Annotated in this window: 25 protein-coding genes and 1 riboswitch; of the genes, 23 read left to right on the forward strand and 2 right to left on the reverse strand. The window is 58.3% G+C overall.

Annotated elements, in window-relative coordinates; translation table 11 throughout:
* The first annotated feature begins 132 nt into the window (after positions 1-132).
* From B5E84_RS00090 to B5E84_RS20510, 15 genes are all read left to right on the forward strand, one after another.
* Entirely contained in the window at positions 133-759 is a 627-nt protein-coding gene (locus tag B5E84_RS00090; RefSeq protein WP_087217535.1) for a single-stranded DNA-binding protein, read from the forward strand.
* Between the two features lie 102 nt (positions 760-861).
* Entirely contained in the window at positions 862-1,347 is a 486-nt protein-coding gene (locus B5E84_RS00095; RefSeq protein WP_087217537.1) for a cob(I)yrinic acid a,c-diamide adenosyltransferase, read from the forward strand.
* 250 nt (positions 1,348-1,597) lie between these two features.
* Positions 1,598-1,770: riboswitch (Lysine riboswitch) on the forward strand.
* Between the two features lie 208 nt (positions 1,771-1,978).
* The gene (gene dapA, locus B5E84_RS00100) at positions 1,979-2,866 is read left to right on the forward strand and encodes a 4-hydroxy-tetrahydrodipicolinate synthase (protein WP_087217539.1); all 888 of its coding nucleotides are present in this window, start codon (positions 1,979-1,981) and stop codon (positions 2,864-2,866) included.
* A 15-nt stretch (positions 2,867-2,881) separates the two neighbouring features.
* Positions 2,882-3,637, forward strand: a complete 756-nt coding sequence (dapB, locus tag B5E84_RS00105; protein WP_087217541.1) for a 4-hydroxy-tetrahydrodipicolinate reductase — start codon at positions 2,882-2,884, stop codon at positions 3,635-3,637.
* A 67-nt stretch (positions 3,638-3,704) separates the two neighbouring features.
* Positions 3,705-4,007 carry a hypothetical protein gene (locus tag B5E84_RS00110; RefSeq protein ID WP_087217543.1) on the forward strand — a complete coding sequence of 101 codons (303 nt, stop codon included), beginning with the start codon at positions 3,705-3,707 and terminating at the stop codon, positions 4,005-4,007.
* Positions 4,008-4,130: 123 nt separating this feature from the next.
* The gene (locus B5E84_RS00115) at positions 4,131-4,961 is read left to right on the forward strand and encodes a hypothetical protein (protein WP_087217545.1); all 831 of its coding nucleotides are present in this window, start codon (positions 4,131-4,133) and stop codon (positions 4,959-4,961) included.
* Between the two features lie 55 nt (positions 4,962-5,016).
* Positions 5,017-6,123 carry a M20/M25/M40 family metallo-hydrolase gene (locus B5E84_RS00120; protein ID WP_087217547.1) on the forward strand — a complete coding sequence of 369 codons (1,107 nt, stop codon included), beginning with the start codon at positions 5,017-5,019 and terminating at the stop codon, positions 6,121-6,123.
* A 209-nt stretch (positions 6,124-6,332) separates the two neighbouring features.
* Positions 6,333-6,734: a hypothetical protein gene (locus B5E84_RS00125; RefSeq protein WP_087217549.1), complete on the forward strand. Its 402-nt coding sequence runs from the start codon at positions 6,333-6,335 to the stop codon at positions 6,732-6,734.
* Between the two features lie 136 nt (positions 6,735-6,870).
* On the forward strand, positions 6,871-7,578 hold the full coding sequence (purC, locus tag B5E84_RS00130; RefSeq protein ID WP_087217551.1) for a phosphoribosylaminoimidazolesuccinocarboxamide synthase: 708 nt from the start codon (positions 6,871-6,873) through the stop codon (positions 7,576-7,578).
* Between the two features lie 121 nt (positions 7,579-7,699).
* Positions 7,700-9,130 (forward strand): adenylosuccinate lyase, encoded by a 1,431-nt coding sequence (gene purB / locus B5E84_RS00135; protein WP_087217553.1) that lies wholly within the window; start codon positions 7,700-7,702, stop codon positions 9,128-9,130.
* 339 nt (positions 9,131-9,469) lie between these two features.
* The gene (locus tag B5E84_RS00140; protein ID WP_087217556.1) at positions 9,470-10,366 is read left to right on the forward strand and encodes a DMT family transporter; all 897 of its coding nucleotides are present in this window, start codon (positions 9,470-9,472) and stop codon (positions 10,364-10,366) included.
* Complete coding sequence (locus B5E84_RS00145; protein ID WP_087217557.1) at positions 10,363-11,145, forward strand: hypothetical protein; 783 nt, start codon at positions 10,363-10,365, stop codon at positions 11,143-11,145. The genes B5E84_RS00140 and B5E84_RS00145 overlap by 4 nt, the downstream gene beginning before the upstream one ends.
* Entirely contained in the window at positions 11,142-12,065 is a 924-nt protein-coding gene (locus B5E84_RS00150) for a LysR family transcriptional regulator (protein ID WP_087217559.1), read from the forward strand. Before B5E84_RS00145 ends, B5E84_RS00150 begins: the two co-directional genes overlap by 4 nt.
* Positions 12,066-12,162: 97 nt before the next feature.
* Positions 12,163-13,437 (forward strand): adenylosuccinate synthase, encoded by a 1,275-nt coding sequence (locus tag B5E84_RS00155; RefSeq protein WP_087217561.1) that lies wholly within the window; start codon positions 12,163-12,165, stop codon positions 13,435-13,437.
* 208 nt (positions 13,438-13,645) lie between these two features.
* Positions 13,646-14,734, forward strand: a complete 1,089-nt coding sequence (locus B5E84_RS20510; RefSeq protein ID WP_087217563.1) for a choloylglycine hydrolase family protein — start codon at positions 13,646-13,648, stop codon at positions 14,732-14,734.
* Positions 14,735-14,736: 2 nt separating this feature from the next.
* Here B5E84_RS20510 and B5E84_RS00165 read toward each other — a convergent pair whose 3' ends face one another.
* A complete protein-coding gene (locus B5E84_RS00165; protein WP_087217565.1) occupies positions 14,737-15,009 on the reverse strand; it encodes a hypothetical protein in 273 nt (90 codons plus the stop codon).
* Between the two features lie 167 nt (positions 15,010-15,176).
* On the opposite strand from B5E84_RS00165, the gene B5E84_RS00170 reads away from it, so the two are divergent.
* A complete protein-coding gene (locus tag B5E84_RS00170; protein WP_087217567.1) occupies positions 15,177-16,490 on the forward strand; it encodes an amidohydrolase family protein in 1,314 nt (437 codons plus the stop codon).
* 102 nt (positions 16,491-16,592) lie between these two features.
* Here the strand turns inward: B5E84_RS00170 and B5E84_RS00175 are convergent, their stop codons facing one another.
* Entirely contained in the window at positions 16,593-18,506 is a 1,914-nt protein-coding gene (locus B5E84_RS00175) for an ABC transporter ATP-binding protein (RefSeq protein WP_087217569.1), read from the reverse strand.
* Between the two features lie 263 nt (positions 18,507-18,769).
* Here B5E84_RS00175 and B5E84_RS00180 point away from each other — a divergent pair, with 263 nt between their 5' ends.
* The 7 genes from B5E84_RS00180 (at position 18,770) to B5E84_RS00210 (ending at position 26,335) form a co-directional block, all read left to right on the forward strand.
* Positions 18,770-20,254, forward strand: a complete 1,485-nt coding sequence (locus tag B5E84_RS00180; RefSeq protein ID WP_087217571.1) for a glutamate synthase-related protein — start codon at positions 18,770-18,772, stop codon at positions 20,252-20,254.
* A gap of 139 nt (positions 20,255-20,393) precedes the next feature.
* Complete coding sequence (locus B5E84_RS00185; protein ID WP_442911381.1) at positions 20,394-21,050, forward strand: redox-sensing transcriptional repressor Rex; 657 nt, start codon at positions 20,394-20,396, stop codon at positions 21,048-21,050.
* Complete coding sequence (gene acpS, locus B5E84_RS00190) at positions 21,047-21,415, forward strand: holo-ACP synthase (RefSeq protein WP_087217574.1); 369 nt, start codon at positions 21,047-21,049, stop codon at positions 21,413-21,415. Before B5E84_RS00185 ends, acpS begins: the two co-directional genes overlap by 4 nt.
* Entirely contained in the window at positions 21,412-22,890 is a 1,479-nt protein-coding gene (locus B5E84_RS00195) for an NAD(P)H-hydrate dehydratase (RefSeq protein WP_087217576.1), read from the forward strand. Before acpS ends, B5E84_RS00195 begins: the two co-directional genes overlap by 4 nt.
* A gap of 178 nt (positions 22,891-23,068) precedes the next feature.
* Entirely contained in the window at positions 23,069-24,250 is a 1,182-nt protein-coding gene (gene alr, locus B5E84_RS00200) for an alanine racemase (RefSeq protein ID WP_087218182.1), read from the forward strand.
* A gap of 251 nt (positions 24,251-24,501) precedes the next feature.
* On the forward strand, positions 24,502-24,849 hold the full coding sequence (locus B5E84_RS00205; RefSeq protein WP_087217578.1) for a type II toxin-antitoxin system PemK/MazF family toxin: 348 nt from the start codon (positions 24,502-24,504) through the stop codon (positions 24,847-24,849).
* A gap of 157 nt (positions 24,850-25,006) precedes the next feature.
* Entirely contained in the window at positions 25,007-26,335 is a 1,329-nt protein-coding gene (locus tag B5E84_RS00210; protein ID WP_087217580.1) for a hemolysin family protein, read from the forward strand.
* Positions 26,336-26,375: the final 40 nt, after the last annotated feature.

Here is a 26,375-nt window from a genome sequence, read left to right on the forward strand (position 1 = left end):
AACCACCGTCCCGCCTTGGCCGGATTCCTGTCGCATTTTGCGGCCGGTTTCCGTCATAGGCGGGATATTTTCGTCATAGACATAGTATTAGCTTGCGGGCAAATAATAAGGTCAAGAAAGAGGAGAGATACTATGTCGGAAAAAATGATGGAAAACAACAAGGTCAGCGTGATCGGGGAGATCGTATCCGGTTTCACCTTCAGCCATGAGGTATTCGGAGAGGGCTTTTACATGGTGGAGCTGGCGGTGAACCGGCTGAGCGAGCAGGTGGATGTGATTCCCCTGATGATTTCCGAGCGGCTGCTGGATGTGGACAGAAATTACGAGGGCTGTACGGTGGAGGCCATCGGCCAGTTCCGTTCCTATAACCGCCACGAGGGCGCCAAAAACCGCCTGGTGCTGTCGGTGTTCGTGCGGGAGATCAATTTCCTGGAGGAGTTTACGGACTACACAAAGACAAACCAGATTTTCCTGGACGGCTACATCTGCAAGGAGCCGGTTTACCGGAAAACGCCCCTGGGCCGGGAGATCGCCGACCTTCTGCTGGCAGTAAACCGCCCTTACGGCAAGTCCGATTACATACCCTGCATTTCCTGGGGCAGAAACGCCCGCTACGCCTCCGGGTTCCAGGTGGGCGTCCGGGTCCGGGTCTGGGGCCGGGTGCAGAGCCGGGAGTACACCAAAAAGCTCAGCGACATCGAATGCGAGAAACGGGTGGCCTACGAGGTTTCCGTCAGCAAGCTGGAATGCGTGGAGTGACGGCCCCGCCGGAGCGCATGGAAATCGCCACGCAATCTTGCAATATATGGAAAAATGTGGTACGATAAGCAGAAGTTGAAACACGCTTATGAGGTGAAAACGATGGATAAAGGAACCGTTCAAGTAATCTACGGCACCGGCAAGGGGAAAACCGGTGCGGCCCTGGGCCGGGCCCTGCAGGTGCTCAACCAGGGAAAAACTGTCATCGTCATCCAGTTTATGAAGGGGAGCACCGCCGGGACCGATTCGGAGATTTTAAAACGGCTGGAGCCGGAGATGAAGGTATTCCGCTTTGAAAAGCAGGCGGTAGGCTTTAAGCATCTCTCCCCCGGAGAGAAACGGGAGGAGCTGATGAACATCCGCAATGGTTTAAATTTCGCCAGAAAGGTCACCGGCACGGGGGAATGCGACCTGTTGATTCTGGATGAGATCCTGGACCTTTTGGAGTACGGGATTCTGACCGAGGAGGAGCTAAAGGATCTAGTGCGGGAGAAGGAAGACAGCATGGAGCTGATTCTCACCGGGCGGAGATGCCCGGAGGGGCTGAAGTCCTCTGTGGACTGCATCTCCCACATGGAGAATGAGTAATCGTTCAGCCATGCGGAAACATACGGTAAAATACTGGGTGAGAGCTTACTCACTGAGCAGTGTTTTGCCATATGGTTCTATAGGGCGGACGCCCGGCATGAATCATTGGACGGCGGATAACCTTTCGCGTCAGCCGGTTTTATAGAATCCGTCCAATGAGGAACGGCATGGCTGAACGGTTACGAGAATGAGCGTGCCGCCGGAGAAGACGGTTGACATTTTCAGACAATAGTGATAGGATAAGGCAAAGAGAAAAGGTAGAGGTCGCGCGACCTAAGAGTACCCGCCGGATGCCGCAGGGGCAGAGGAAGGCGGAGGAAAGGGGGAAGCGCCGAAGGAGTGGGCTGCCTGCCGGCGTACTTCTGGGCATAGGGTTAAGAGCCCTGTGACTGTCATCCGGACGGATGGAGAGCTACTGATCAGGTGAGTAAACTTGCAGTTTTCAGGGGGCTGTCCAGATGGACGGTCCCCTTTCCCGTTGCGGGAAACTGCCGTTTCTGTAACCGGGACCGGCTGCCAAAGCGCGCGGCGCGGAACCATCCGGTATCTGGAGGCAAACCGTCGTTTGCCCCCTTCAGGAGGATGAAAACACAGTCTGGCCAAAAGGTGGACGTTATAAGGAGGAAGGATTATGGCAATTTTTGAAGGAGCTGGAGTAGCGTTAATTACCCCCTTTACAGAGGATGGAGCGATCAATTACCCGAAACTGGCGGAGCTGGTGGAGGAGCAGATTGCCGGCGGCATTGACGCGATCATTGCCTGCGGCACCACGGCGGAATCCGCCACGATGGATCACGAGGAGCACAACGAGGTGATCCGTTTCATCTGCGAGACGGCAAAGAAACGGGTGCCTGTCATTGCCGGCACCGGTTCCAACTGCACCCAGACGGCCATTGAGCTGTCCCAGGAGGCGGAAAAATCCGGGGCGGACGGCCTGCTGCTAGTTTCCCCCTACTACAATAAGGCCACTCAGAAGGGCCTGATCACCCATTTCACCGCGGTGGCGGAGGCGGTGTCCCTGCCGATCCTGATGTACAACATCCAGAGCCGCACAGGGGTGAACATCGAGGCGGCTACCATGGCCTACCTCTGCAAAAACGTGAAGAACATCGTGGGCGTCAAGGAGGCCAGCGGAAATCTGTCCCAGATCGCTACCCTCATGTCCATGGCAGGGGAGTACGTGGACCTCTACTCCGGAAATGACGACCAGATCGTCCCCATCCTCTCCCTGGGAGGAAAGGGCGTGATCTCCGTGCTGGCAAACGTGGCCCCGGGACAGACCCACCGCATCTGCCAGTCCTATTTTGACGGAAATGTGAAGGAGAGCGCGAAACTGCAGCTGGAGGCGATCCCTCTGATTTCCGCCCTGTTCTGCGAGGTGAACCCCATCCCTGTAAAGGCGGCCATGAACCTGATGGGGAAGGAGACCGGCCCCCTGCGCCTGCCTTTGACGGAGATGGAGCCGGAGCATCAGGAGCGCTTAAAGAGAGAGCTGCAGGCCTACGGCCTTCTGGCGTAAAGGAGGAATGGACAAATGGTAAATATTATTATGCACGGCTGCAACGGAGCCATGGGACAGGTGATCTCCTCCCTGGTGGAGCGGGATGAGGAGGCCAAAATCGTTGCGGGCATTGACTTAAATACAGAGGCGAAAAACGGTTATCCTGTGTTTGCCAGCCTGGAGGACTGTGACGTGGAGGCGGACGTGGTCATTGATTTTGCCTCCGCGAAGGCGGTGGACCATCTGTTAGATTACTGTGAAACCCGTCGGATGCCGGTGGTTTTATGCACCACAGGCCTCTCTGAGGCCCAGGTGGAGCGGGTGAGCCAGGTGGCGAAGGAGACGGCAGTCCTGCGCTCCGCCAATATGTCTCTTGGCATTAATTTGCTGTTAAAGCTGGTAAAGGAGGCCGCCGCGGTGCTGGCCGCATCCGGCTTTGACATGGAGATCGTGGAAAAACACCACAACCAGAAGGTGGACGCCCCCAGCGGCACCGCCCTGGCCCTGGCGGACTCCATCAACGAGGCTATGGATCACCAGTACCACTATCAGTACGACCGCAGCGCCCGCCGGGAGAAACGGGATCCGAAGGAGATCGGCATCCAGGCCGTCCGCGGCGGCTCCATCGTAGGGGAACACGACGTGATTTTTGCCGGCCAGGACGAGGTGGTGACCTTCTCCCACACGGCGTATTCCAAGGCCATTTTTGCCAAAGGCGCCGTGGCGGCGGCCAAATTTTTAAAGGGGAAGGCCGCCGGGCTTTACGATATGTCCGACGTCATTGGATAAATTTTCCAGAATATAGATTCTGCTCCTGCACATACTAACGAAAACAGGTGTGAAAGGAGTATGTATCATGAAAAAGATCAAAGTATTTGCACTGTCATTTCTGCTGGCGTTTGGCATCCTGATGATGACCGGCTGCGGCAGATCCGATAACAATAATATGGGAAATACCACATCCCAGACCACCCAGGCCGGAAATACCGGCACCACCCGCTCCGGGGAGGGAGACTCCACGGAGAGCACCGGAGTGATCGACGGGATGGTAAACGACGTGGAACAAGGCGTGGACAACGCGGTGGACGATGTGATGGGGGACCGCCAGATGAACGGTCAGGACAAATCCGCCCAGGAAACCACCACCGGAGCCCAGTAAGCCCTGGAAGAACCGAAGAAAACAAAAGGAGAGTTCAGACGATTCCGGTCTGGCTCTCTTTTTTCTTGCCAAAATGGGGAAAAAGCGATACACTGTAAGAAAATGGCGGAAGGGGAGATGGCGATGAAATTAACGAAAACCATATTGGCATTTTGCCTCTGTATTTCCCTGGGAGCGGCCCAGACTGCCTTCGGGGCAGAGGGCGCCGGGGCGGCTGCGGAGACGGCGGCGACGGAGGAACAGATGGCCTGGCTGGACGCTGCCCTGGAAAAATCGGCGGCACTGGCCGACTACGACGCGGTGGGGACCATGTCCGTGACCATTTCCATGCCCGGCATGGGAATCTCCATGGGGGCGAACGCCTGGCAGCAGTTCCAGATCAAAAATGCCGGCATGGATTCTATGGAGGCCCTAAGCGTCCAGAAAATGGACGTTCTGGGAGAGACCCAGGAGACCAGGGCTTTTTACACCGGCGGATATTACTATGGGGAGGACTACGGCTTTCCCATGAAAACGGCGATGCCGGCGGATACAGCCCTGGAGCGGATGAGCGGGGACTTTTATTCCATGCTGCTCTGGGCATCTTCCCAGGAACCGGAAGGAGAGCTGACCGCGGAGGAACAGAGCCTTAAAACCCAGCTGGAGCAGGCGGAGGAAACCAGCACCCTGACGGTGGCCCCGGACGGGGACGGATGGGTCTACACCTATGTGTGCTCGCCGGAGTACCGCGCCCTGATCTCCGACGGGGAGACGCGCATCACCGTTCTGGCCATGCAGTACTATGTGGGGGCGGACGGCTATATCCATCGGGAGAAGATGGAGGTGCGGGGATCAGAAGGAGAGGGCCGGGATCAGACGGATCTCATCTGCTACACGGAGGTCGTTTATCAGGCACCGGGACAGCCGGTGACCATTTCCCTGCCATCCACGGACGGCTATGAGACGTGGAATTAAGTTCGTTCAGTATACACACTGAAAATAGAGAAAAAGACAAAAGGAGAACACACCCATGAATGAGAAAAGACTGCTGGACACGTTTTTTGAGTACGTGCAGATCAACAGCGAGACGAGAAATGAGAAGGAAATGTGCGAGCGCGTAAAGAAGGACCTGGAGGATCTGGGCCTGCGGGTGGCTGTGGATGAGATCGGGGAGAAATTCGGCTCCAACGGATTTAACGTATATGGCTATCTGGAGGGAGATCCGTCCTTAGAGCCCATTATTTTAAGCGCCCATCTGGACACGGTGGTGCCGGGCCACGCCATTAAGCCCTACGTGAAGGACGGCAGAATCTACAGCGAGACCGACACCATGATCCTGGCTGCCGACGACAAGGCCGGCGTCAGCGCCATCATGGAGGCGGTGAAGACGGTGCTGGAGCAGAATATCAAGACCCGTCCGGTGGAAATCTTTTTCTCTGTGGGCGAGGAGTGCGGCCTTCACGGAGCCAAGAACGCGGACTACTCCAAGCTAAACGGAAAGATGGCCGTAGTCTTCGACATGGGCGGCGACATCGGAACCACCTGCTACACCTGCCCCGGCCAGATCAATTTTGAGTTTGAGGTGTTTGGAAAGCCGGCCCACGCCGGAATTGAGCCGGAGACCGGCGTCAGCGCCATCATGGCAGCCGCCGAGGGCGTGACCAACATGAAACTGCTGCGGGTAGACGAGGAAACCACGGCCAACATCGGCGTATTTAAGGCGGAAGGCCCCACCAACATCGTCAGCAGCTACGCCAAGGTGGTGGCGGAGGCCAGAAGCACCGACCTGGCGAAACTGGAGCAGCAGGAGAAGGACATGATCCAGGCCATGCAGGACGCCTGCGACAAGCACGGCGCCCAGCTGAAATACACCACTGCCCGCTCCTACAACCCGTACAAGCTGACGCCGGAGGACAAGGTCTGCCAGCTGTTGGAGAAGGCCTACAAGGCTCTGGACTGTGAGATCCACTACGTCCGTTCCGGCGGCGGCTGCGACAGCAACATCCACAACGAGCACGGCATCCAGTCCGTAGGTATCGGCATCGGAATGACCAAGGCCCATACGGGAGCGGAGAGCATCGCGGTGGAGCAGTTAAACAAGACGGCTCTGTTGGTGCTGGAGCTGATTAAGGCATAAAACGGGGAAAAACGGTTTCCCGGGAGTGCCGGGAAAAGGAGAGTGCCGGGAAGGTTGCCGCGTTCTGTCAGGGGCGGCAGCCTTTCCGGCCTGTGCCCCAAGTTTTTGGCAGGTGTCCGTGAGAGACGGAAAAGCCGGAAACCGGGGCCGGAAAACCGGCAGATTCCGGCGAACATGGGGATTGCGTTCCGGAGAGAGAAGGGACGCAGATGGAGAGAGGCTGGAACGGGAAAAAGCAGGTTCCGGAAGGAAATGCGTCAAACCGCCTCCCGCTAAAACGCCGGTGGAAGGACAGGCGGAAAAAGCCGTGGCGGAAAGGAAACCGGCTGCGCTTAGCTTACGGGAGCCAGGATCGGGCAGCTGCCGGCCGCGGCCGTTTCACAAACCGGGCGGTGCGGCGGGTGTGCCTTCTTCTTTTGGCCGCGGAGCTGGCCTGGGGAGCGTGGCAGCAGGGCATCCCCCTGATCTGGAAACGGGAGGTCTCCTGGGTGCGGGAAGTCCCCGGAGATGCCGGAGAAGGAGCGGCCGGAAGGCGGTGGTTTGGCTTTGGGGCCGACTGGAAGGACGGCTCCCTCTATTTCTTCCACGGGGAGGAGGAGGTTGTGAAGTGAGCGTCATAGACACTCATTAGCATATTTAATGACTGGAAAACTTGCTTTTACCGGATTGTAGCATTATAATTTCTACTGAAACGAGAGGTTTTTATATTAAAATCTTATAAATCTTAGAAAAGGACAGGTGGTACCGATGGAAAAAAAGGAATTACTGTATGAGGGAAAGGCAAAGAAGGTCTACACGACGGAGGATCCGGATGTACTGATCGTAGACTATAAGGACGACGCGACGGCGTTCAACGGCTTAAAGAAGGGCACCATCGTGGGCAAGGGCGCGATCAACAACCGCATGACCAACCACATTTTCAAGATTTTGGAGACCAAGGGCGTGCCCACCCACTACGTGGAGGAGTTAAGCGACAGAGAGACGGCTGTGAAGAAGGTAGAGATCGTTCCCTTAGAGGTGATCATCCGCAATTTCTCCGCCGGCAGTTTCGCGAAGAAGATGGGCATGGAGGAAGGAATTAAGTTCAAACAGCCCACTCTGGAGTTCAGCTACAAAAACGACGACCTGGGAGATCCCTTTATCAATAAATACTACGCCCTGGCCCTGGGACTGGCCACGGAGGAGGAGATTGCCGCCATCGAGAAGTACGCCTTCATCGTAAATGACGTGATGAGAGAGTATTTCGACAGCCTGGGCATCGAGCTCATCGACTTTAAGATTGAGTTTGGCCGTTTCCACGGACAGATCATCCTGGCGGACGAGGTTTCCCCGGATACCTGCCGCCTGTGGGACAAGGAAACTCACGAGAAATTGGACAAGGACCGTTTCCGCAGAGACTTAGGAAACGTGGAGGACGCTTATCAGGAGGTGTTCCGCCGTCTGGGAATCCACTGATTGACATTCCTTACCGGATTCGATATGATAGAATCAAGCCGCCTAAATTGCAGGCGGATGCCAAGAATTACCCACAGGGCAACTGCTCTGTGGGTAACGTGATTATAATGCGGAGGATGCTATGAACGACAGATACGTAAGCCCGCTTTCCGAGCGGTATGCAAGCAGAGAGATGCAGTACATTTTCTCACCGGATATGAAGTTTAAGACCTGGAGACGGCTGTGGATTGCCCTGGCGGAGACGGAGAAGGAGCTGGGACTCCCCATCACCCAGGAGCAGATCGACGAGCTGAAGGCCCACGCGGAGGAGATCAACTACGAGGTGGCAAAGGAGCGGGAGCGCATGGTGCGCCACGATGTGATGAGCCATGTGTACGCCTACGGCCAGCAGTGCCCGAAGGCCAAGGGGATCATCCATCTGGGAGCCACCTCCTGCTACGTGGGAGATAATACGGACATCATCATCATGCGGGAAGCCCTTCTTCTGGTGCGGAAGAAACTGCTGAACGTGATGGCGGAGCTGGCAAAATTTGCGGATGCCTATAAAAACCAGCCCACCCTGGCGTTCACCCATTTCCAGCCGGCCCAGCCCACCACCGTGGGAAAGCGGGCCACCCTGTGGCTGCAGGAGCTGTGTCTGGATCTGGAGGACCTGGATCACGTGTTAGGCTCCTTAAAACTGTTAGGCTCCAAGGGAACCACCGGCACTCAGGCCAGCTTTTTGGAGCTTTTTGACGGGGATCATGAGAAATGCCGCCAGGCGGACGCCATGATCGCGGAGAAAATGGGATTTTCTTCCTGTTATCCCGTATCCGGCCAGACCTATTCCAGAAAGGTGGACACCCGGGTGATCAACGTGCTGGCCGGCATCGCCCAGAGCGCCCACAAGTTTTCCAATGACATCCGCCTGCTTCAGCATTTAAAAGAGGTGGAGGAGCCCTTTGAGAAGACCCAGATCGGTTCTTCCGCCATGGCCTACAAGCGCAACCCCATGCGCAGCGAGCGCATCGCCTCCCTGTCCAACTATGTGATGGCGGACGTGATCAACCCCATGCTGGTGGCCTCCACCCAGTGGTTTGAGCGCACCCTGGACGACTCGGCCAACAAGCGTCTGAGCGTGCCGGAGGGCTTTCTGGCAGTGGACGGCATCCTGGACCTCTACTTAAACGTGGTGGACGGCCTGGTGGTGTACCCGAAGGTGATCGAGAAACACATGATGGCGGAGCTGCCCTTTATGGCCACGGAGAACATTATGATGGACGCGGTAAAGGCCGGCGGAGACCGTCAGGAGCTGCACGAGCGGATCCGTACCCTGTCCATGGAGGCCGGGCGCAACGTAAAGGAGCAGGGCCTGGACAACAACCTGCTGGAGCTGATCGCCGCTGACCCCGCCTTCGGCCTCTCCTTAGAGGAGCTTAAGAAGGCCATGGAGCCGTCCCGCTACGTGGGCCGCGCCCCGAAACAGGTGGAGGAATTCCTCACCGAGGTGGTAAATCCCATCCTGGAGGCAAATAAAGACGAGCTGGGACTGAAGGCGGAGATCAACGTCTGACGTTAAAAAGAGGATGTTCCATCCCATTAGCAAAATACAACATAAAATCATCTGTCACAGACCGGCCGCCGGCGTTTTTGCCTGGCGGCCAGAAGGAGCCGGCAGCTTTCCAAAATGGAGGGCCGCCGGCTTTCGCTTTGTTTTCCTGCTACGAGAAAAGGAGTTCCCATGACACAAAAGCATCCTGCCGGTGGCGCGCTCCCCGGGGAGGGATATGGCTGCCGGCGCAGCCGCGCTCCGGCGCGAGTGTGCGCTTGGCGCACACTTTATATTGAAAAATCTGCCATTTTATGACAATATATAAGAGAGACTACATTTGAAACGAAAGGAACTGACAACATGAAAAAACTGATGCTTTTACTGCCCGTTCTCTCCGGAGTGCTCTGGGGGAGCGCGGGGGTGTTTGTGCGGGATTTGACAGCCATGGGAATGGACGACTACACCCTCCTTTCCTCCAGGATGATGACGGCGGTGGCCGTGATATTCGCGGGAATTTTCCTGTTTCAGCGGAAACTCCTCAAGATCCGACTGAAGGATCTGTGGATCTTTGTGGGCGGAGGCACCCTGGGAATGCTGGGCTTAAGCTTTTGCTACAACATCGCCATCGGTCAGCTCACCCTGTCCCTGGCGGCGGTGCTTTTGAGCCTGTCCCCCGTGTTCGTGCTGGTGTTGGCGGCCTTCCTCTTTGGGGAGAAGGTCACCAGCCGCAAGGTGATCTGCATGGTGGTGGCCCTCACCGGCTGCGCCCTGGCCAGCGGAGTGCTGGAGAGCGCCTCCGGGATGAAATGGACGGTGCCCGGCATTTTAATCGGCGGGCTGGGAGCCTTCTGCTACGCTCTCTACAGCATTTTCACAAAGGTGGCCATGGAGCGGGGATACCACGCCTTCACCATCATCCTCTACTGCATCGCTGTGGCGGCCCTGGTGCTTTTGCCTTTTACGGACTGGGCCTGTCTGGGACGGATCCTGTCCGGCGGCGGCGTGGGGATCTGGGTGTATCTGCTGTTTCACGCCCTCTGTACCTCTGTGCTGCCCTACGTGTTCTATACGGTCAGCTTAAACTACGTGGAGGCAGGAAAGGCCTCGATCCTGGCGGCCTGCGAGCCGGTGGCCGCTATGGTGTTCGGCATCCTGTTCTTCCGTGAAATGCCCACGGCCCTGTCCCTGGTGGGCCTGTTTGTCACTGTGGCGGCTCTGGTGGTGTTAGGACTTCCGGAAAAGGGGGAGAATGAATGAAAAAACCCGTGAAAATCGGGATCGCTGTATTGGTAGGATTGTTGGGACTAGCGGCGGCCTATGGCCTGGACCAGGCGAGGAATCGGAGAGCGCTTTCCTTTCAGCGGGCGGAGCTCACGGAAAAGGAGCTGGAAACCCTGGAGGGGTCCGTCTGGAAACAGGCCTGGAGCTACCAGACGGACGGGACCGGCGCCTACGTCTATGTGACCCTGGAGCAGTATGAGGACGGCTTTCTCACCACCAGCCTGTGGGGAGCACCTCTGACGGAGAATAAGGGCCGTCTCCTTTTAGGACTGACGGAGAAAGAGGCCATCGCCTCCCTTCCGGACGGCACCACAGGCCGCCTGGAAATTCAAACCGTGACGGAGGCGGAGGAGAGCTGGGGCGCCGGCATCCTGGCCCAGGATCAGGAGGAGATTGCCTACAACCGGAAAATCCCCCTGGCGATGATCGGGTATGGCGGAGAGGACGGCCATGTGAGCTTTCCCTCCTACCCGGTGTCCTATTACGACCTGCCGGAGCTGGCGGGGGAGAGCGGAAAGGTGACGGTGGTCACGGCGGTGTTTACAGACTTTGAGCCGTCGGAGGGGCTGGTCTCCTACAACTGGCAGGTGCGGGATGGATCCAGCCTGTCCCAGGAGACGAAAAACTGGCTGGAGGCGTACAACCGCCTGCCCCTTTCCGGCCAGATGGCGTTAAGCTCCGTACCCAGGGAATTCTATGAGGAAACGGGGGCGCAGGCGATGGAGACAGAGGCGATGGAGACAGAACAGCCATGAACGGAAATCTGGAGTATTACAAGGTCTTTTATTACGTGAATCAGCTGGGCAGCATCACCGCGGCGGCGGAACAGCTCTGCATTTCCCAGCCGGCGGTGAGCCAGGCGGTGAAACAGCTGGAGCGGGCTTTGGGAGTGACCCTGTTTATCCGCACGGCCAAGGGCGTCCGTCTGACGGAGGAGGGGAAAACCCTGGCAGGCTACGTGGAGCGGGGCATGGAATGCCTCTTAAAGGGAGAGGAGGCCATGGACCGGCTGCGGAACCTGGAGCGGGGCAGCGTGCGCATCGGCGCCAGTGACATGACCCTGCGGTTTTACCTTCTCCCCTATCTGGAGCGGTTCCACGAGGAGTATCCCGGCATCCACGTCAACGTCTCCAATGGCCCCACGCCGGAGACCATCGGCCTTCTGGAGCAGGGGGACATCGACTTCGCGGTGGTGAGTACGCCCTTTCAGCTGGCCGACGGATTCCGGGCGGAGCCGGTGAAAAACATCCGCAACGTGTTCGTGGCAGGCAGCCGGTTTTCCCATCTGAAGGGAAGGCGGCTGAGCTATGGGTGCCTGCTGGAAAATCCCTGCATTTTCCTGGACAAGCGCACCAGCACCCGGCAGTTTATGGACGCTTTTTTAGAGGAGCGGGGGGTGACCCCCACGCCGGAGTTTGACCTGGCCATCAGCGATATGGTGGTGCAGTTTGCCATCCGGAACTTAGGAATCGGCTGCGTGGAGGAGGAGTTTGCCAAAACGGCCCTGGAAAACGGGGAAGTGTTCCGCCTGGAGTTTGAGGAGGAAATGCCGGAGCGGCAGTTCTGCCTGGTGACGGGGCGGCGGGATCTCATCTCCATCCCCGGCCGGAGGATGCTGGAGATGATGGAGGAGGATCTTTCGGGAAAACATAAGAAGGGATTATCTCTTATATAAATAATATTGATTTTACTTATGCTGACGTTTATAGTAAAGTAATAAGGTAATGTTGATTCCGGAAGTCCGGGATTCACTCAAAGGAGGAAAATAATCAATGGTAAGAGCAATAGTTGGAGCAAACTGGGGAGATGAGGGAAAAGGCAAGATCACCGATATGCTTGCGAAAGAGTCCGACATTATCGTCCGTTTCCAGGGAGGAAGCAACGCCGGCCACACGATCATCAATAACTACGGCCGTTTTGCCCTCCACCTGCTTCCGTCCGGTGTATTCTATCAGCACACCACCAGCGTCATCGGAAACGGCGTGGCCTTAAACATCCCGTATCTGGTGAAGGAAATCCAGTCCCTGGTGGACCAGGGCGTGCCTGCGCCGAAGATCCTGGTGTCTGACCGGGCACAGATCCTGATGCCCTATCACATCCTGTTTGACGAGTACGAGGAGGAGCGCCTGGGCGGAAAATCCTTCGGCTCCACCAAATCCGGCATTGCGCCTTTTTATTCTGATAAATACGCGAAAATCGGGTTCCAGGTGAGCGAGCTGTTCGAGGAGGAGACCTTAAAAGAGAAGGTGTACCGCGTCTGCGAGACGAAGAACGTGACCCTGGAGCATTTGTACCACAAGCCCCTCTTAGATCCGGAGGAGCTGTTCCAGACCCTGCTGGAGTACCGGGATATGGTAGCTCCCTACGTCTGCGACGTTTCCAAATACCTTTACGACGCGATCAAGGAGGGGAAGAACATCCTTCTGGAGGGCCAGTTAGGCTCCTTAAAGGATCCGGATCACGGCATTTACCCCATGGTGACGTCTTCCTCCACCCTGGCGGCCTACGGTGCCATCGGCGCAGGTATTCCGCCCTATGAGATCAGCCGCATCACTACGGTAGTAAAGGCTTACTCCAGCGCCGTGGGCGCAGGCGCCTTTGTCAGCGAGATCTTCGGCGAGGAGGCAGACGAGCTGAGAAAGCGGGGCGGCGATCACGGAGAGTTCGGCGCCACCACGGGACGTCCCAGAAGAATGGGATGGTTTGACGCCGTTGCCAGCCGCTACGGCTGCCGCATCCAGGGCGCCACGGAGGCGGCTCTGACGGTGCTTGACGTGCTGGGCTATCTGGATGAGATCCCGGTTTGCGTGGGCTACGAGATCGACGGCCAGGTGACGAAGGACTTCCCCACCACCGCCAAGCTGGAGAAGGCAAAACCGGTGTTCGTAAAGCTCCCCGGTTGGAAGTGCGACATCCGCGGCATCAAGAACTACGAGGATCTGCCGGAGAACTGCCGCAAGTACGTGGAGTTCATCGAGAAGGAGATCGAGACGCCCATCACCATGGTGTCCAACGGTCCGGGACGGGACGAGATCATCTACAGATAAGAGTGAGGCGGCGTGTCCGCCAGGGGAACATGGCTGTTTCTGGCAGCCGCGCTCCGGCGCGGGCGGGCGTAAGTTTCCGTCCATATTCCTCCAAGTTTCACAAAATGAAAACGGCTGTGCCGGTTTCCCTTACGGGGAGCCGGCATTTTGCATTTTCTCCTTTCCGTGGGAATACCTTAAGATAGAACGAGATGAGGAGGAACGGAATATGTGCACGGCAATCACCATGAAAACAGCGGAGGGAGAGACCTTCTTTGGAAGGACCATGGATTTCTCCTATCCCATACAGCCGGCAGTCTACGTTATGCCGGGAAATTACCAGTGGAACAACGCCCTGGGGACGGTGCGGATCACCAATCCCTACAGCTTTATAGGGATCGGCCAGGAGAGCGGGATGGGAATTTTATTCGCGGACGGAGTAAATGAGATGGGAGTGGGGGCGGCGGCCCTGTATTTTCCGGGATACGCGGCCTACGGGGCCGTGGAGGAGATGACGGGGGATATGGGAAACGGCGGGCGGATGAGTCCCGGAACGGGGATGGGGCGGCAGGGGGAACCTGGTCCCTCCGGCCGGTTTTCCGGAAACGGAACGAAACCCAGGATCGCTGCCGTGGAATTTCTCCCGTTTCTGCTGGGGAGCTGCGACAGCGTAGACCGGGCGGCCAGGGCGGCGGAGGCCGTAGAGCTGGTGGGAATGGCAGATCCCGTCACCGGCACCATCGCCCCTCTCCACTGGATGGTGGCGGACCAGAGCGGCCGCTCCGTGGTGATTGAGTCCACGGCAGAGGGGGTAAAGGTGATGGAAAACCCGGTGGGCGTCCTCACCAACAGCCCGGATTTCCCGTGGCAGATCACAAACCTGCGGAATTACGTGGAGGCGGATCCCGTGCAGCGGGAGGCGGCCAGATGGGAGGAGGCGGAGCTTACGCCCTTTGGCCAGGGGGGCGGCACATCCGTTCTGCCGGGAGGCTTTACGCCGCCGGCCCGGTTTGTGCGGGCGGCATTTTTAAAGAGCCATATGCCCGTTCCTCAGGACCGGACGGAGGCGGTGGGCGCCTGTTTCCACGTTCTGGAAAACGTCTCTGTCCCCCGGGGCGCGGTGCGCACGGCCTCCGGAGCCGAGGATTACACCCGCTACACCGCCTGCCTGAACACTGCCACCGGGGAGTATTACATAAAAACCTACGAAAACGGCCAGATCCGCACCGCCCGGCTGGAATACCCCCAGGCGCGGGGGACGGCGCCGGCGCGGGTGGGATTTCTGGATCAGGAGCCGGAATTCTTCCCTCTGGGATAACGTCAGGAATTGCCGTCCTCCTCCCGGTCTCTGTGAGTGATTTTCCATGCCAGCTGGTAGGCATATAACAGCACCGGCAGCACGATGCTGGCGAAAATCGAGGCCATGAGCAGGTTAGCGCTGCGCTCGTCGCCGAGAATGGCTAAAATCAAGGAGGCCAGGTAGAGGCCGGCTAAAATCAGGACGCCCGCGAACGCCAGGACGCGGCGGAACCGGGGAGTCTGGGAATTCTGTTTCATGGTTTTTAAATCCTCCTGAATATCAAGTGCTCTCATTATATCGCAGCTCCCGGCAAAAATCCAGCCGGAAAAATCCGGCGAAAGGGGCGGGGACGGGCGGGAGCGGTTTTGGACGCCGTTGCCCTGTGGGAGGTTTTCTGGTATAGTGGTAGGGAAATGTGACGGCCGGGGGAGCCGGATGACGATTACGGGAGGAGAAAATCATGACACAATGCGACCTTCTGATCCGCGGCAGCGCGGTGATGACAGACTTTCAGACCATCCGGGAGGGGACGGACATTGCCATAGAGGGGGATCGGATTTTGGAGGTGCGGCCCCACGGGGAGGAAACCTACCAGGCGGGGACGGTGATCGAAGGGAAGGACCGCCTCTTTCTGCCGGGGTTCATTGACAGCCATATGCACACCGGCCAGCAGCTTCTAAAGGGGTTGGTGCTGGACGCCAAGCCGGTGATCTGGACCAGGGTCATGCTCCCCTTTGAGAGCTCCCTGACCCCGGAAAAAATGAGGCTTTCCGCCGGTCTGGCGGCTCTGGAGATGATCAAGTGCGGCACCACCGGCTTTGTGGAGTCCGGCGGGTACTTTATGGACGAGGCGGCGGCTGTCTATGGGGAGAGCGGGCTGCGTGGGCGGCTGTCCTGTTCCACCATGGACGAACCGGGCCTGCCTGCCTCCATCGCCATGGACGGGGCAGAGGCGGTGGCCCGCGCGGACGAGCTGTACCGGAACTGGCACGGGAAGGGGAATCTGAAGGTTTACTATTCCCTGCGGGCTCTGAATTCCTGCTCCGACGAGCTGATCGCCATGACGGCGGAACACGCGGCGCAGCGGGGGGCTGTTCTCCAGGCCCACATGAATGAGTACCAGGGGGAAGTGGACGGCATGGTGGCCCGCACGGGGGTGCGCCCTTACGTGTATCTGGAGCGGATGGGAGTGCTGTCGGAGCGGTTTTTGGGAGCCCACAGCCTGCTGCTGTCGGAGGAGGAGAGAGAGCTGATCAAGCTGCGGGACAGCCGCCTCTGCCATTGCCCGTTCAGCAACTGCGGCAAGGCGGTGCCGGAGACCCTGGAGCTTTTGGAGCAGGGGACTGTGCCAGGTTTCGGCTCTGACGGGGCCGCCCACGGGGGCTTAAGCCTCTGGGGGGAGATGCGGATTTTCCGCTCCCTGATGAACGCCGTCTACGGGGTGCCCAGGAGAAACTCCAGGATTATGCCGGCGGAAACCCTGTTTCGCATGATGTTTGAGGGCGGCGCCCTGGCTCTGGACGAGGCGGGAACCTGTGGTCGGATAAAGGCCGGCTGTCTGGCGGATCTCATCAGCATCCGTCTGGACGAGCCAAGGCTCATGCCCACGGGAAACCTGCTCCACACCCTCTTTGAGTGCGGGGAGCCGGGGGATGTGCAGGACGTGATCGCAGGCGGCCGCGTCCTCATGAGAAACCGGGAGGTGCTGTGCTTGGACGAGGAGCGGATCCTGGCGGAGGCGCGGGCGTACCAGAAACGGGCGGCGGGGCAGTAGAAGGGCCGGCAGCCATTTCCCTCGGACGGAATGCGCGTTCGCCGGAATCGTTTCTGTCATAGAGCACGCGGTTTCCGATGACAGAAAAAGCGGGGGAGGATTTTAATCCTCTCCCGCCAGCGTTTCCCACAGCTCGTAAAGCTCCATCAGCCGTCCGGCGATGGTTTCTTTTTCTTCATTGATCTCCCGGACCTTCTGATGGTCCACGTAAATTTCTTCCTTCGTGAGCAGCTCGTCCAACTCCCCGTCCCTGGTTTCCAGGGCGGCGATCTCGTCCTCCGTTTTCTTTAACTCATTCTGCCGTTTCCGCTTTCTGGCCTGTTCTTCCTTTTGGGCCTTCCAGTCCAGCTTGACTTCTGAGGGAGCACTGTCCTCCGTCTTTTGTTCCGGGGCGATGTAGAGTCCTTCCATCACCTCCCGTTTTTCCAGATAATAATCGTAGTTCCCGATGTAGTTGATCAGGGTCTGGTTTTTCAGATCCAGGATTCTGGTAGCCGTCTTGTTGATGAAATAGCGGTCGTGGGAGACGTAGAGCACCGTTCCCGTGTAGTGGATCAGAGCGTCCTCCAGGATTTCCTTGGAGGTGATGTCCAGGTGGTTGGTGGGCTCGTCCAGGATCAGGAAATTGGCCTCCGACAGCATGAGCTTTGCCAAGGACACCCGGCCCCGCTCGCCGCCGCTCAAGTCCCCGATGCGTTTAAACACGTCGTCCCCGGTGAAAAGGAAGGCAGCCAGAATGTTGCGCACCTGGGTGTTGTCCATGTTGGGATAAGTGTCCTGGAGCTCGTCAAACAAGGTTTTTTCCATGTGAAGGACCTGGTGCTCCTGGTCGTAGTAGCCGATGTGCACCTTGGAGCCCAGCTGGATTTCCCCGGCGTCCGGCTCCACCAAATGGTTTAAAATTTTTAAAATGGTGGTCTTTCCCGTGCCGTTGTTTCCGATGATGGCCACCCGTTCCCCTCGCTTGATGTCTATGTTTACGTCGGAAAAGAGGGGCTGGGAATCAAAGGCTTTGGAAAGGCCCCGGACGGTGAGCACGTCGTTTCCGCTGATGATGTTGGGCTCTAAGCGGATGGCCATTTCATCGTTGACCTCCGTGGGCTTTTCCACCCGCTCGATCTTTTCCAGCATTTTCTCCCGGCTTTCCGCCCGCTTGATGGATTTTTCCCGGTTGAAGGACTTTAATTTGGCGATGACCTCCTCCTGGTGGCGGATCTCCTGCTGCTGGTTCAGCCAGGCCTTCATTTTCGCCTCCCGGAGCATGGCCCGCTTTTCGCTGTAAGCGGTGTAATTTCCCTGAAACACGGTGGCCTGTCCATTGTCCAACTCGATGATCTTTGTCACCACCCGGTCCAGGAAGTACCGGTCGTGGGCCACGATGATGACGGCCCCCGGATAGTTGAGCAGATACGTCTCCAGCCAGGCGATGGACTCCATATCCAGATGGTTGGTGGGCTCGTCCAGCATGATCACGTCTGGTTTTGCAAGGAGCAGCTTTCCCAGAAAAACCCTGGTTTTCTGGCCACCGGAGAGAGTGGAGATGGGCTTTTCAAATTCCTCCTCCTCAAAGCCCAGCCCTTTTAACACGCCGGTGATCTCGCTTTTCCAGGCGTAGCCGTTTTCCAGCTCAAACTGGTGGTTTAAGCGGCTGTAGAGGGCGAGAAGGTTCTCTAGTTCCTCCCCGGAAGCCCCTTTCATTTCCTGCTCCAGACCGCGGATCCGCTCCTCCATGTCGATCACCGGCTGCTTGACCTTTTTTAACTCCTGGAAAATGGTGCGGCTGCTGGTGAGGTCCTGGTGCTGGGCCAGGTAGCCCAGGGTCTTTCCCTTGGCAAGGACCGCCTCGCCGGAGTCGGCGGGCAGCTCTCCGGTGATCATTTTTAACAGGGTGGACTTTCCTGCCCCGTTGATTCCCACGATGGCCGCTTTTTCGTGGTCTTCTATATGAAAGGACGCGTCGGCGATCACTGCCTTGCTTCCGAATGATTTGCTCAAATGGCTGCACGATAAAATCATGATATTCCTCCTACTCGTAAAGGATCCGCCGCCGGCCGTGCCCGTATTCCGGCCCGGATCAAAAGCTACGGCTATAGTATAGCACAGGTTTTGGATTTTGGCGACAGGTCTGGACTTTTGTGTTTTTCCGGTATTTTCCTGTACAATTCTGTTAGCTTATGGTATGCTTGAGAAAAGATCGCAAATTTTAAAAACAACTTCATTTTATTCAGAAAATTCCGGCGCCGCGCAGGCCCGGAGCATCAGAGAAAAGGAGGAAGGATATGGCACTGTATCGCTGTAGATTTTGTGGTTCCCAGTATGACGAGGAAAAGAAAGGGGTTCCCGTGAGCCGTTTAAACGTCTGCCCGGTGTGCGGCGTCTCCGCGAAAAAAATGGCCCTGGTGGAGGATCCAGCCGGAGCGGTTTCGGACAGCGAATCGGGAGAGGAGAAAATGGGAGCCGCCCCCGCCGCCAGTTCGGAGTACGGAGGGTCACCGGCTGCGGACGGAAAAATGTCCGCCATACGCGGACAAAAACAGGAGGATCTTTCCTATCCGCCGGAGCTTATCCGCCGCGGCACCGGCGACCGCTATATGGACGAGATCCACGAGATGGCAGTGAGCGGCCGTTCCATCATCGACGCCATGGGGACGAAAATGCCCATGCCGGGATGGGATGACATCCTGTTTCTGGGGGCCCAGTTAGATCCCATGCCCTTAGACGAGCACGCCCCTGTGTCCACCAGGACAGTGATCGGAAAGCACGCCAAAAAGCCCATGGTGCTGGAACATCCCGTTTACATCTCCCATATGTCCTTCGGCGCCTTATCGAGAGAGGCAAAGATCGCCCTGGCTGCCGGCAGCGCCATGGCCGGGAGCGCCATGTGCTCCGGAGAAGGAGGGATTCTGCCGGAGGAGAGGGCGGCGGCCGCCAAGTACATTTTTGAGTACGTCCCCAACCTTTACAGCGTCACCGACGAGAACTTAAAGGCCGCCGACGCCATTGAAATCAAGATCGGCCAGGGCACCAAACCTGGCATGGGCGGCCACCTTCCGGGAGTGAAGGTGACGCCGGAGATCGCCGCCGTCCGGGGAAAGCCGGTGGGCCAGGACGTGATCAGCCCGTCCCGCTTTCCAGGGATTGAGACAAAGGAGGATTTGAAACGGCTGGTAGACAGCATAAGAGAGCGGTCGGAGGGACGGCCGGTGGGCATCAAAATCGCCGCCGGGCGGATCGAGCGGGATCTGGCCTTCTGTCTGGCCGCCGGGCCTGACTTTGTCACCATCGACGGCCGAGGCGGGGCCACCGGCGCCAGCCCCAAGCTCATCCGGGATTCCACCAGCGTTCCCACAGTCTACGCCCTTCACCGGGCCAGGAAATACTTAGACAGCGTGGGCAGCGATGTGGAGCTGGTAATCACCGGCGGGCTGCGGGTGTCTTCCGACTTCGCAAAAGCCCTGGCCATGGGGGCGGACGCCGTCGCCATCGCCTCCGCCGCCCTCATAGCCGCTGCCTGCCAGCAGTACCGCATCTGCGGCAGCGGGATGTGCCCCGTGGGGATCGCCACCCATGACGAAACCCTCCGCGGCCGGTTCCCCCAGGAGGCAGCGGCCCGGCGGGTGGCCAACTTCCTGCAGGTGTCCTTAGAGGAGTTAAAGACCTTCGCCCGGATCACCGGCCACGGGGATGTCCACGAGATGACGGTGGAAGACCTCTGCACCGTCAGCCGGGAGATTTCCGAATTTACCTCCATCCCCCACGCCTGAACGGCTGCGGGAATTTGACGGAGAATCCCTGTTTCCAACCATAAATTGTTTGACATTATTTTATCAGATAGGTATAATAAAATTTAACAATGCTGACTTAAAAATAACAGACTATAAGAGACGAGGAGAGATGGAGACAGTGGAAAAGCAAATATCCAAGGCAGTGATCTCCAGACTGCCTAGGTATTACCGATATTTGGGAGAGCTGATGGAGGACGGCGTAGAGAGAATTTCCTCCAACGAGCTGAGCCAGCGGATGCGGGTGACCGCGTCCCAGATCCGCCAGGATCTCAATAATTTCGGCGGCTTTGGCCAGCAGGGCTATGGTTATAACGTAAAGTATCTTTATACGGAGATCGCGAAGATTTTAGGGATTGACCGGCAGCACAATGTCATCATCATCGGCGCCGGAAACTTAGGTCAGGCGATTGCCAATTATTCCAGTTTTGAAAAGCGGGGCTTTGTGATCAAGGGAATGTTTGACATCAACCCCAGGCTCATCGGCCTGGTGGTCCGGGGCATTGAGATCCGGGGCGTGGACGATCTGGAAACCTTCATTGTGGAAAACGAGGTGCAGATCGCGGCCCTCACCATCCCGAAGACGAAGGCTCCGGAGATCGCCGACCGGGTCATCCGGGCGGGAGTGAAGGGCATCTGGAATTTCGCCCACGTGGATTTAAACGTGCCGGACGACGTGGTGGTGGAGAACGTGCACCTGTCAGAGAGCCTGATGCGGCTTTGCTACCGGGTGTGCAGTATGCAGGATGACGAAAACGGAGAAAAGGGAACATCATGATCATTGGCGTTGGGACAGATATGGTTGAGATCGACAGGATCCGCAGGGCGTGTGAGAAACCGTCCTTCCTGGCCCGCGTCTATACAGAGGAGGAGTGCCGGCAGGCCGGGGGCAGCGCGTCCCGGCTGGCCGGCAGTTTTGCTGTAAAAGAAGCAGTGTCCAAGGTGTTCGGCACCGGTTTCCGCTCCTTCTGGCCGGGAGATGTGGAGGTGCTGCGGGACGGGCTTGGAAAGCCCTTCGTGGTCCTTCACGGCGGGGCAAAGGAGAAGGCAAAGGAGCTGAACATCACGCGGATCCATGTGTCCATCACGAACACAGAGGGCTATGCCATGGCGTTCGCGGTGGGGGAAGGAGAAGGGAAATGAGGTATCTGGTAAGCGGAAGGCAGATGAAGGAAATCGACCGCTTTACGATCCAGGAGGTGGGGATCCCCTCCCTGGTGCTCATGGAGCGGGCGGCCCTGGCGGTGGCCCAGGAGGCCGGAAAGGCGGCAGGGCCGGGAGGCCGGATCCTGGTGGCCGCCGGCCTGGGGAACAACGGCGCCGATGCCGTGGCGGCAGCCAGGATGCTAAAGGAGCAGGGCCATCCCGTCTCCGTGGTCCTGGCGGGAGACCCGGAGCGGGGCACGGAGGAGCTGAAACTGCAGGTAAGGATCGCGGAGCGGCTGGGGGTAGATACGGCAGAGTTTGCCGATTTCATCCCGGGACGCTGCGAGGTGCTCATCGACGGAGTCTTCGGCGTGGGACTAAACCGCCCGGTAGAGGGAAATTACGCGGAATTCCTCCGGTTTTTAAATACGGTGCAGGCGGGGACGGTGGTGGCTGTGGACCTGCCCTCCGGGATCAGCGCTGACACCGGCGCCGTCCTGGGGCCGGCGGTGCGGGCGGACGTGACGGTCACCTTTGGATATGAGAAATTCGGCACGGCTATCTATCCAGGAAAGGCCTACCGCGGTCGGCTGGTGGTGGCGGACGCCGGGTTCCCTCAGGCGGCTGCCTGCCATGCCGGGGTTTCCGCCTTCACCTACGGAGAGGAGGACCTCTGCCGCCTGCCGGCGCGTCCGCCTCACTCCAATAAGGGAACCTTCGGGAAGGTGCTGGTGGTGGGCGGACGGAAACACATGGCGGGGGCCGCTTATCTGGCGGCCCTGGGGGCCTACCGCGCGGGAGCCGGGCTGGTGAAAATCCTCTCGCTGGAGGAGAACCGGGAGATTTTGCAGACCCTTCTTCCGGAGGCGGTGCTGATTCCCTGGCGGGAGGATGGCCCCGGCACGGAGGAGCTGGAATCCCTGTGCAAAGAGGCCTCCGCCGTGGTCCTGGGCCCCGGCCTGGGACGGGATGAGGAGGCCTACGGAATGGCCCGCGGAGTGTTGAGTGCCGCCTGCTCCCCGGTGGTCCTGGATGCCGACGGACTCTACGCCGTGGCGGCCCACGAGGAGCTGACCCGGTATTTTACGGAAAACATTGTGATCACCCCCCATATGCTGGAGATGGCCCGCCTAATCCACGTCCCTCTGGAGTCGGTTCAGGAAAACATGATCGCCGCCGCCGGGGACTACGCCGACCGGTATGGGATCACCTGCGTGTTAAAGGACGCGGCCACGGTGGTAGCGGGAAAGGACGGCAGCCTGTACATCAACGGCAGCGGCTGTCCGGCCATGGCAAAGGGAGGCTCCGGCGACGTATTGTCAGGCGTGATCGCCGGGCTGCTGGCCCAGGGGATGGATGAGGCCCAGGGGGCGGCCCTTGGGGTTTACCTCCACGGCCTGGCCGGAGAGCGGGCAGCGAAGGAGAAGGGCGAGCGGGCAGTGCTGGCCCGGGACATCGCGGACGCCCTGTAAATAAATAAGGGAAAGAAACGCCCTGGGGCACCGGGGCGCGGCCGCGCAGACGGCCGTGTTTCCCCGCGGGAGCCTGTCTCGGCCAGGAGCCCTTCGCTTTTCCCACAGGAGAGCGGGCCCCGCCGGGCATAAAAGACCCGCGGAAATCAAAAAAAGGAAGTAACGGACAATGAACAAGATGGATCAGTACGAGAGAGGATATGTAACCGTAGATTTAGACGCCCTGGAGGCCAATATCCAGGCCATTCGGGCCAGGGCAGGCGCCGGGGTGGGCGTCATGGGGATTGTGAAGGCGGACGGCTACGGCCACGGCGCCGTGCCGGTGGCAAAGACCATTGAGCCCTACGTGGAGGGCTATGGGGTGGCCACCATCGACGAGGCCTTGATTCTCCGCCGCCACGGCATCACAAAGCCCATCCTGGTGCTGGGCGTCACGCCCAAAATGCGGTTTGACGACCTGTTAAACTGCAACATTTCCCCCACCATTTTCCAGTACGAGAAGGCGGAGCGCCTCTCCAAGCGGGCCAGAATCCTGGGAAAGAAGGGGAAACTCCACATCGCCGTGGACACCGGCATGAGCCGCATCGGCCTGAAACCGGACGAGGCCGCCGCCGACGAGGTGAAACGGATCAGCCGCCTGCCGGGGATCGAGATTCAGGGAATCTTCACCCATTTTGCCAAAGCGGACGAGACGGACAAGGAGAGCGCCGGCCGCCAGCTGGCCCTGTTTAACCATTTCCTGGAGCTGCTAAAGGAGAGGGGGGTGGAAATCCCCGTAAAACACTGCGCCAACAGCGCCGGGATCATCGACATGGACGACTCCCATTTCGACCTGGTGCGGGCCGGGATCATCCTCTGCGGCGTCTATCCTTCTGACGAGGTGGAAAAGGAACGCATCACTCTGACCCCCGCCCTGGAGTGGAAAAGCGAGGTGGTGTATAAAAAGACGGTGCCGGCGGGAACTCCGGTGAGCTACGGCTGGACCTGCTTTACGGAGCGGGAGACGGTGATCGCCACCATCCCTGTAGGCTACGCCGACGGCTACCTGCGGAATCTCTCCAATAAAGGGGATGTGCTCATCCGGGGCCGGCGGGCCAGGATCCTGGGCCGTGTCTGCATGGATCAGATGATGGTGGATGTCACCGGCATCCCGGACGTGGAGGAAGGGGACAGCGTAACCCTCATCGGGGCCGACGGCAAAGAGCGGATCACGGTGGAGGAGCTGGCGGAGCGCAGCGGCGGTTTCCACTATGAGATCCTCTGCGGCATCGGAATGCGGGTGCCCCGGGTGTACGTCAAAGGCGGAAAAATCGCCGGCACAAAGGATTACTTCGGAGACGAGTATTTCGGATTTGACTAAAGCCTCTGCCTGGTGGCAGGTTTTATCCTTTCGTCATACCATAAAATAGGAAACGCGCCCGGCGGGCAAGCCCCGTCCTGGTATGCCCTGCCGGATTTTCCGGCGGCTGAGAGAATACTTTCAGGGAAACGGGCCATACTGAAAGTAGACGGGACGTGACCGCGCAGACGGCCATCCCCGGAGCGGAAAGCCCTCCGCCGGTCCGCGGCCAAAGCTTTCCCGGCAAATAACGAGTGACGGAGTGTGAAAACGTGATCATCAGACGAGGCGATATTTATTATGCGGATTTGAGGCCGGTGGTAGGCTCAGAGCAGGGCGGTGTCCGCCCGGTGCTCATCATACAGAACGACATTGGGAACAAGCACAGCCCCACGGTGATCTGCGCCGCCATCACCTCCCGGATGAACAAGGCAAAGCTGCCCACCCATGTGGAGTTAGACAAGGACAAATGCGCCATGGTCAAGGACTCCGTGATCCTTTTAGAGCAGCTGCGCACCATTGACAAGCAGCGGCTGAAGGAAAAAATCTGCCACATCGACGGGGAGCTGCAGCGGAAGGTGGACTGTGCCCTGATGGTCAGCCTGGAACTTTCTACATAGTCCACATTGACGAACAGATGCAGATTTGATATGATATTCCTATTGATCGGAAATCACTGGAAAATGGCGGAAAAAGCGGCTATCCCCGGACAAAAGCGGTGGAAATGGCTCCCCGCGGTTCTCACAGCAACCTACGGAAAAGGAGAAAGACGAGAGAATGGACGACGGTTATACAGGCATACAGATACTGGTGCTCATAGGATTGGTGATTCTGGAGGCGGTGTTTTACGGATTCGGATCGGCGCTCCAGAATGTGAACGAGACAGAGCTGGAATCCCAGATGGAGAGCGGCAGCAGGAAGGCGGCCCGACTCCTGCGGATTTTAAACCGTCCCACCCTGTTTATCAATACCATTCAGGTGTTTACCAGCGCCGCCACCCTGATCGTGGGGGCTTTTATCTTCCGAAAGGCGGTATGGAGCAGCCAGAACCCTGTTTCCATCCTGGCGGAGGCGTTGGTGTACATAATTTTCCTGGTATCCTTCGGCATGGTGATCCCCAAACGCTGCGCGGCGAGAAATCCGGAGCAGTGGGGATACGCCACCCTGCCCATAATATCCCTGTTTATGACGGTGCTCCGCCCTCTGACGGCCGTGATCACCGCCGTGTGTTTCCTGGCGCTGAAGGCCGTGGGGATTGATATGTTTTCCAAAGAGGACAACGTGACGGAGGAGGACATTATGTCCATGGTCAATGAAGGCCATGAGCAGGGCGTCCTGGAGGCCGGTGAGGCGGAGATGATCACCAACATCTTCCAGTTAAACGACAAACAGGCGGAGGACGTGATGACCCACCGGAAGAACGTGGTGCTTTTGGACGGCAGCATGAGCTTAAAGGACGCCATCCATTTTATTCTGTCTGAGGGAAACCACTCCCGGTTCCCGGTGTTCGGAGATGACCAGGACGATATTGTGGGCGTCATTCACCTGCGGGACGTGATGGTGTGGGCGGAAAAGGAGGCCTGGGAGAACACCCCCATCCGCCAGATTCCCGACCTGATGATGGAGCCCCATTTCGTGCCGGAGAGCCGCAGCGTGGACAGCCTGTTTCGGGAAATGCAGTCCCAGAAGGTCCACATGGTCGTGGTGGTGGACGAGTACGGGCAGATGTCCGGCATCGTCACCATGGAGGACATTCTGGAGGAGATCGTGGGCAACATTATGGACGAGTACGACGAGGAGGAGGAATTTATCCGCCCCCTGGAGGACGGCAGTTTCCTGATCAACGGTCTGGCACCCCTGGAGGAGGTGGCGCAGACCCTGGAAATCCAGCTGGGAGAGGAAGACCAGGAGGCCTACGACACCTTAAACGGATTTTTGATTTCCCGTCTGGACCGCATCCCGGGGGAGGAGGAGCGCCCTGTGATTCCCTTCGGCGGCTACGATTTCTGTGTGGAACGGATGGAGAACAAGCGCATCGCCGCCGTCCGCGCCGTCCGCCGCCCGGACTCAGGGACTTGTCAGCCGGAAAAAATGGTGGTAGAATAGGAAAGATGTTTTCAGCCCCTGAGGCTGGGATGGATAGAAG

The sequence above is a fragment of the Lachnoclostridium sp. An14 genome (assembly GCF_002160755.1).
Classification (GTDB): domain Bacteria; phylum Bacillota; class Clostridia; order Lachnospirales; family Lachnospiraceae; genus Lachnoclostridium_A.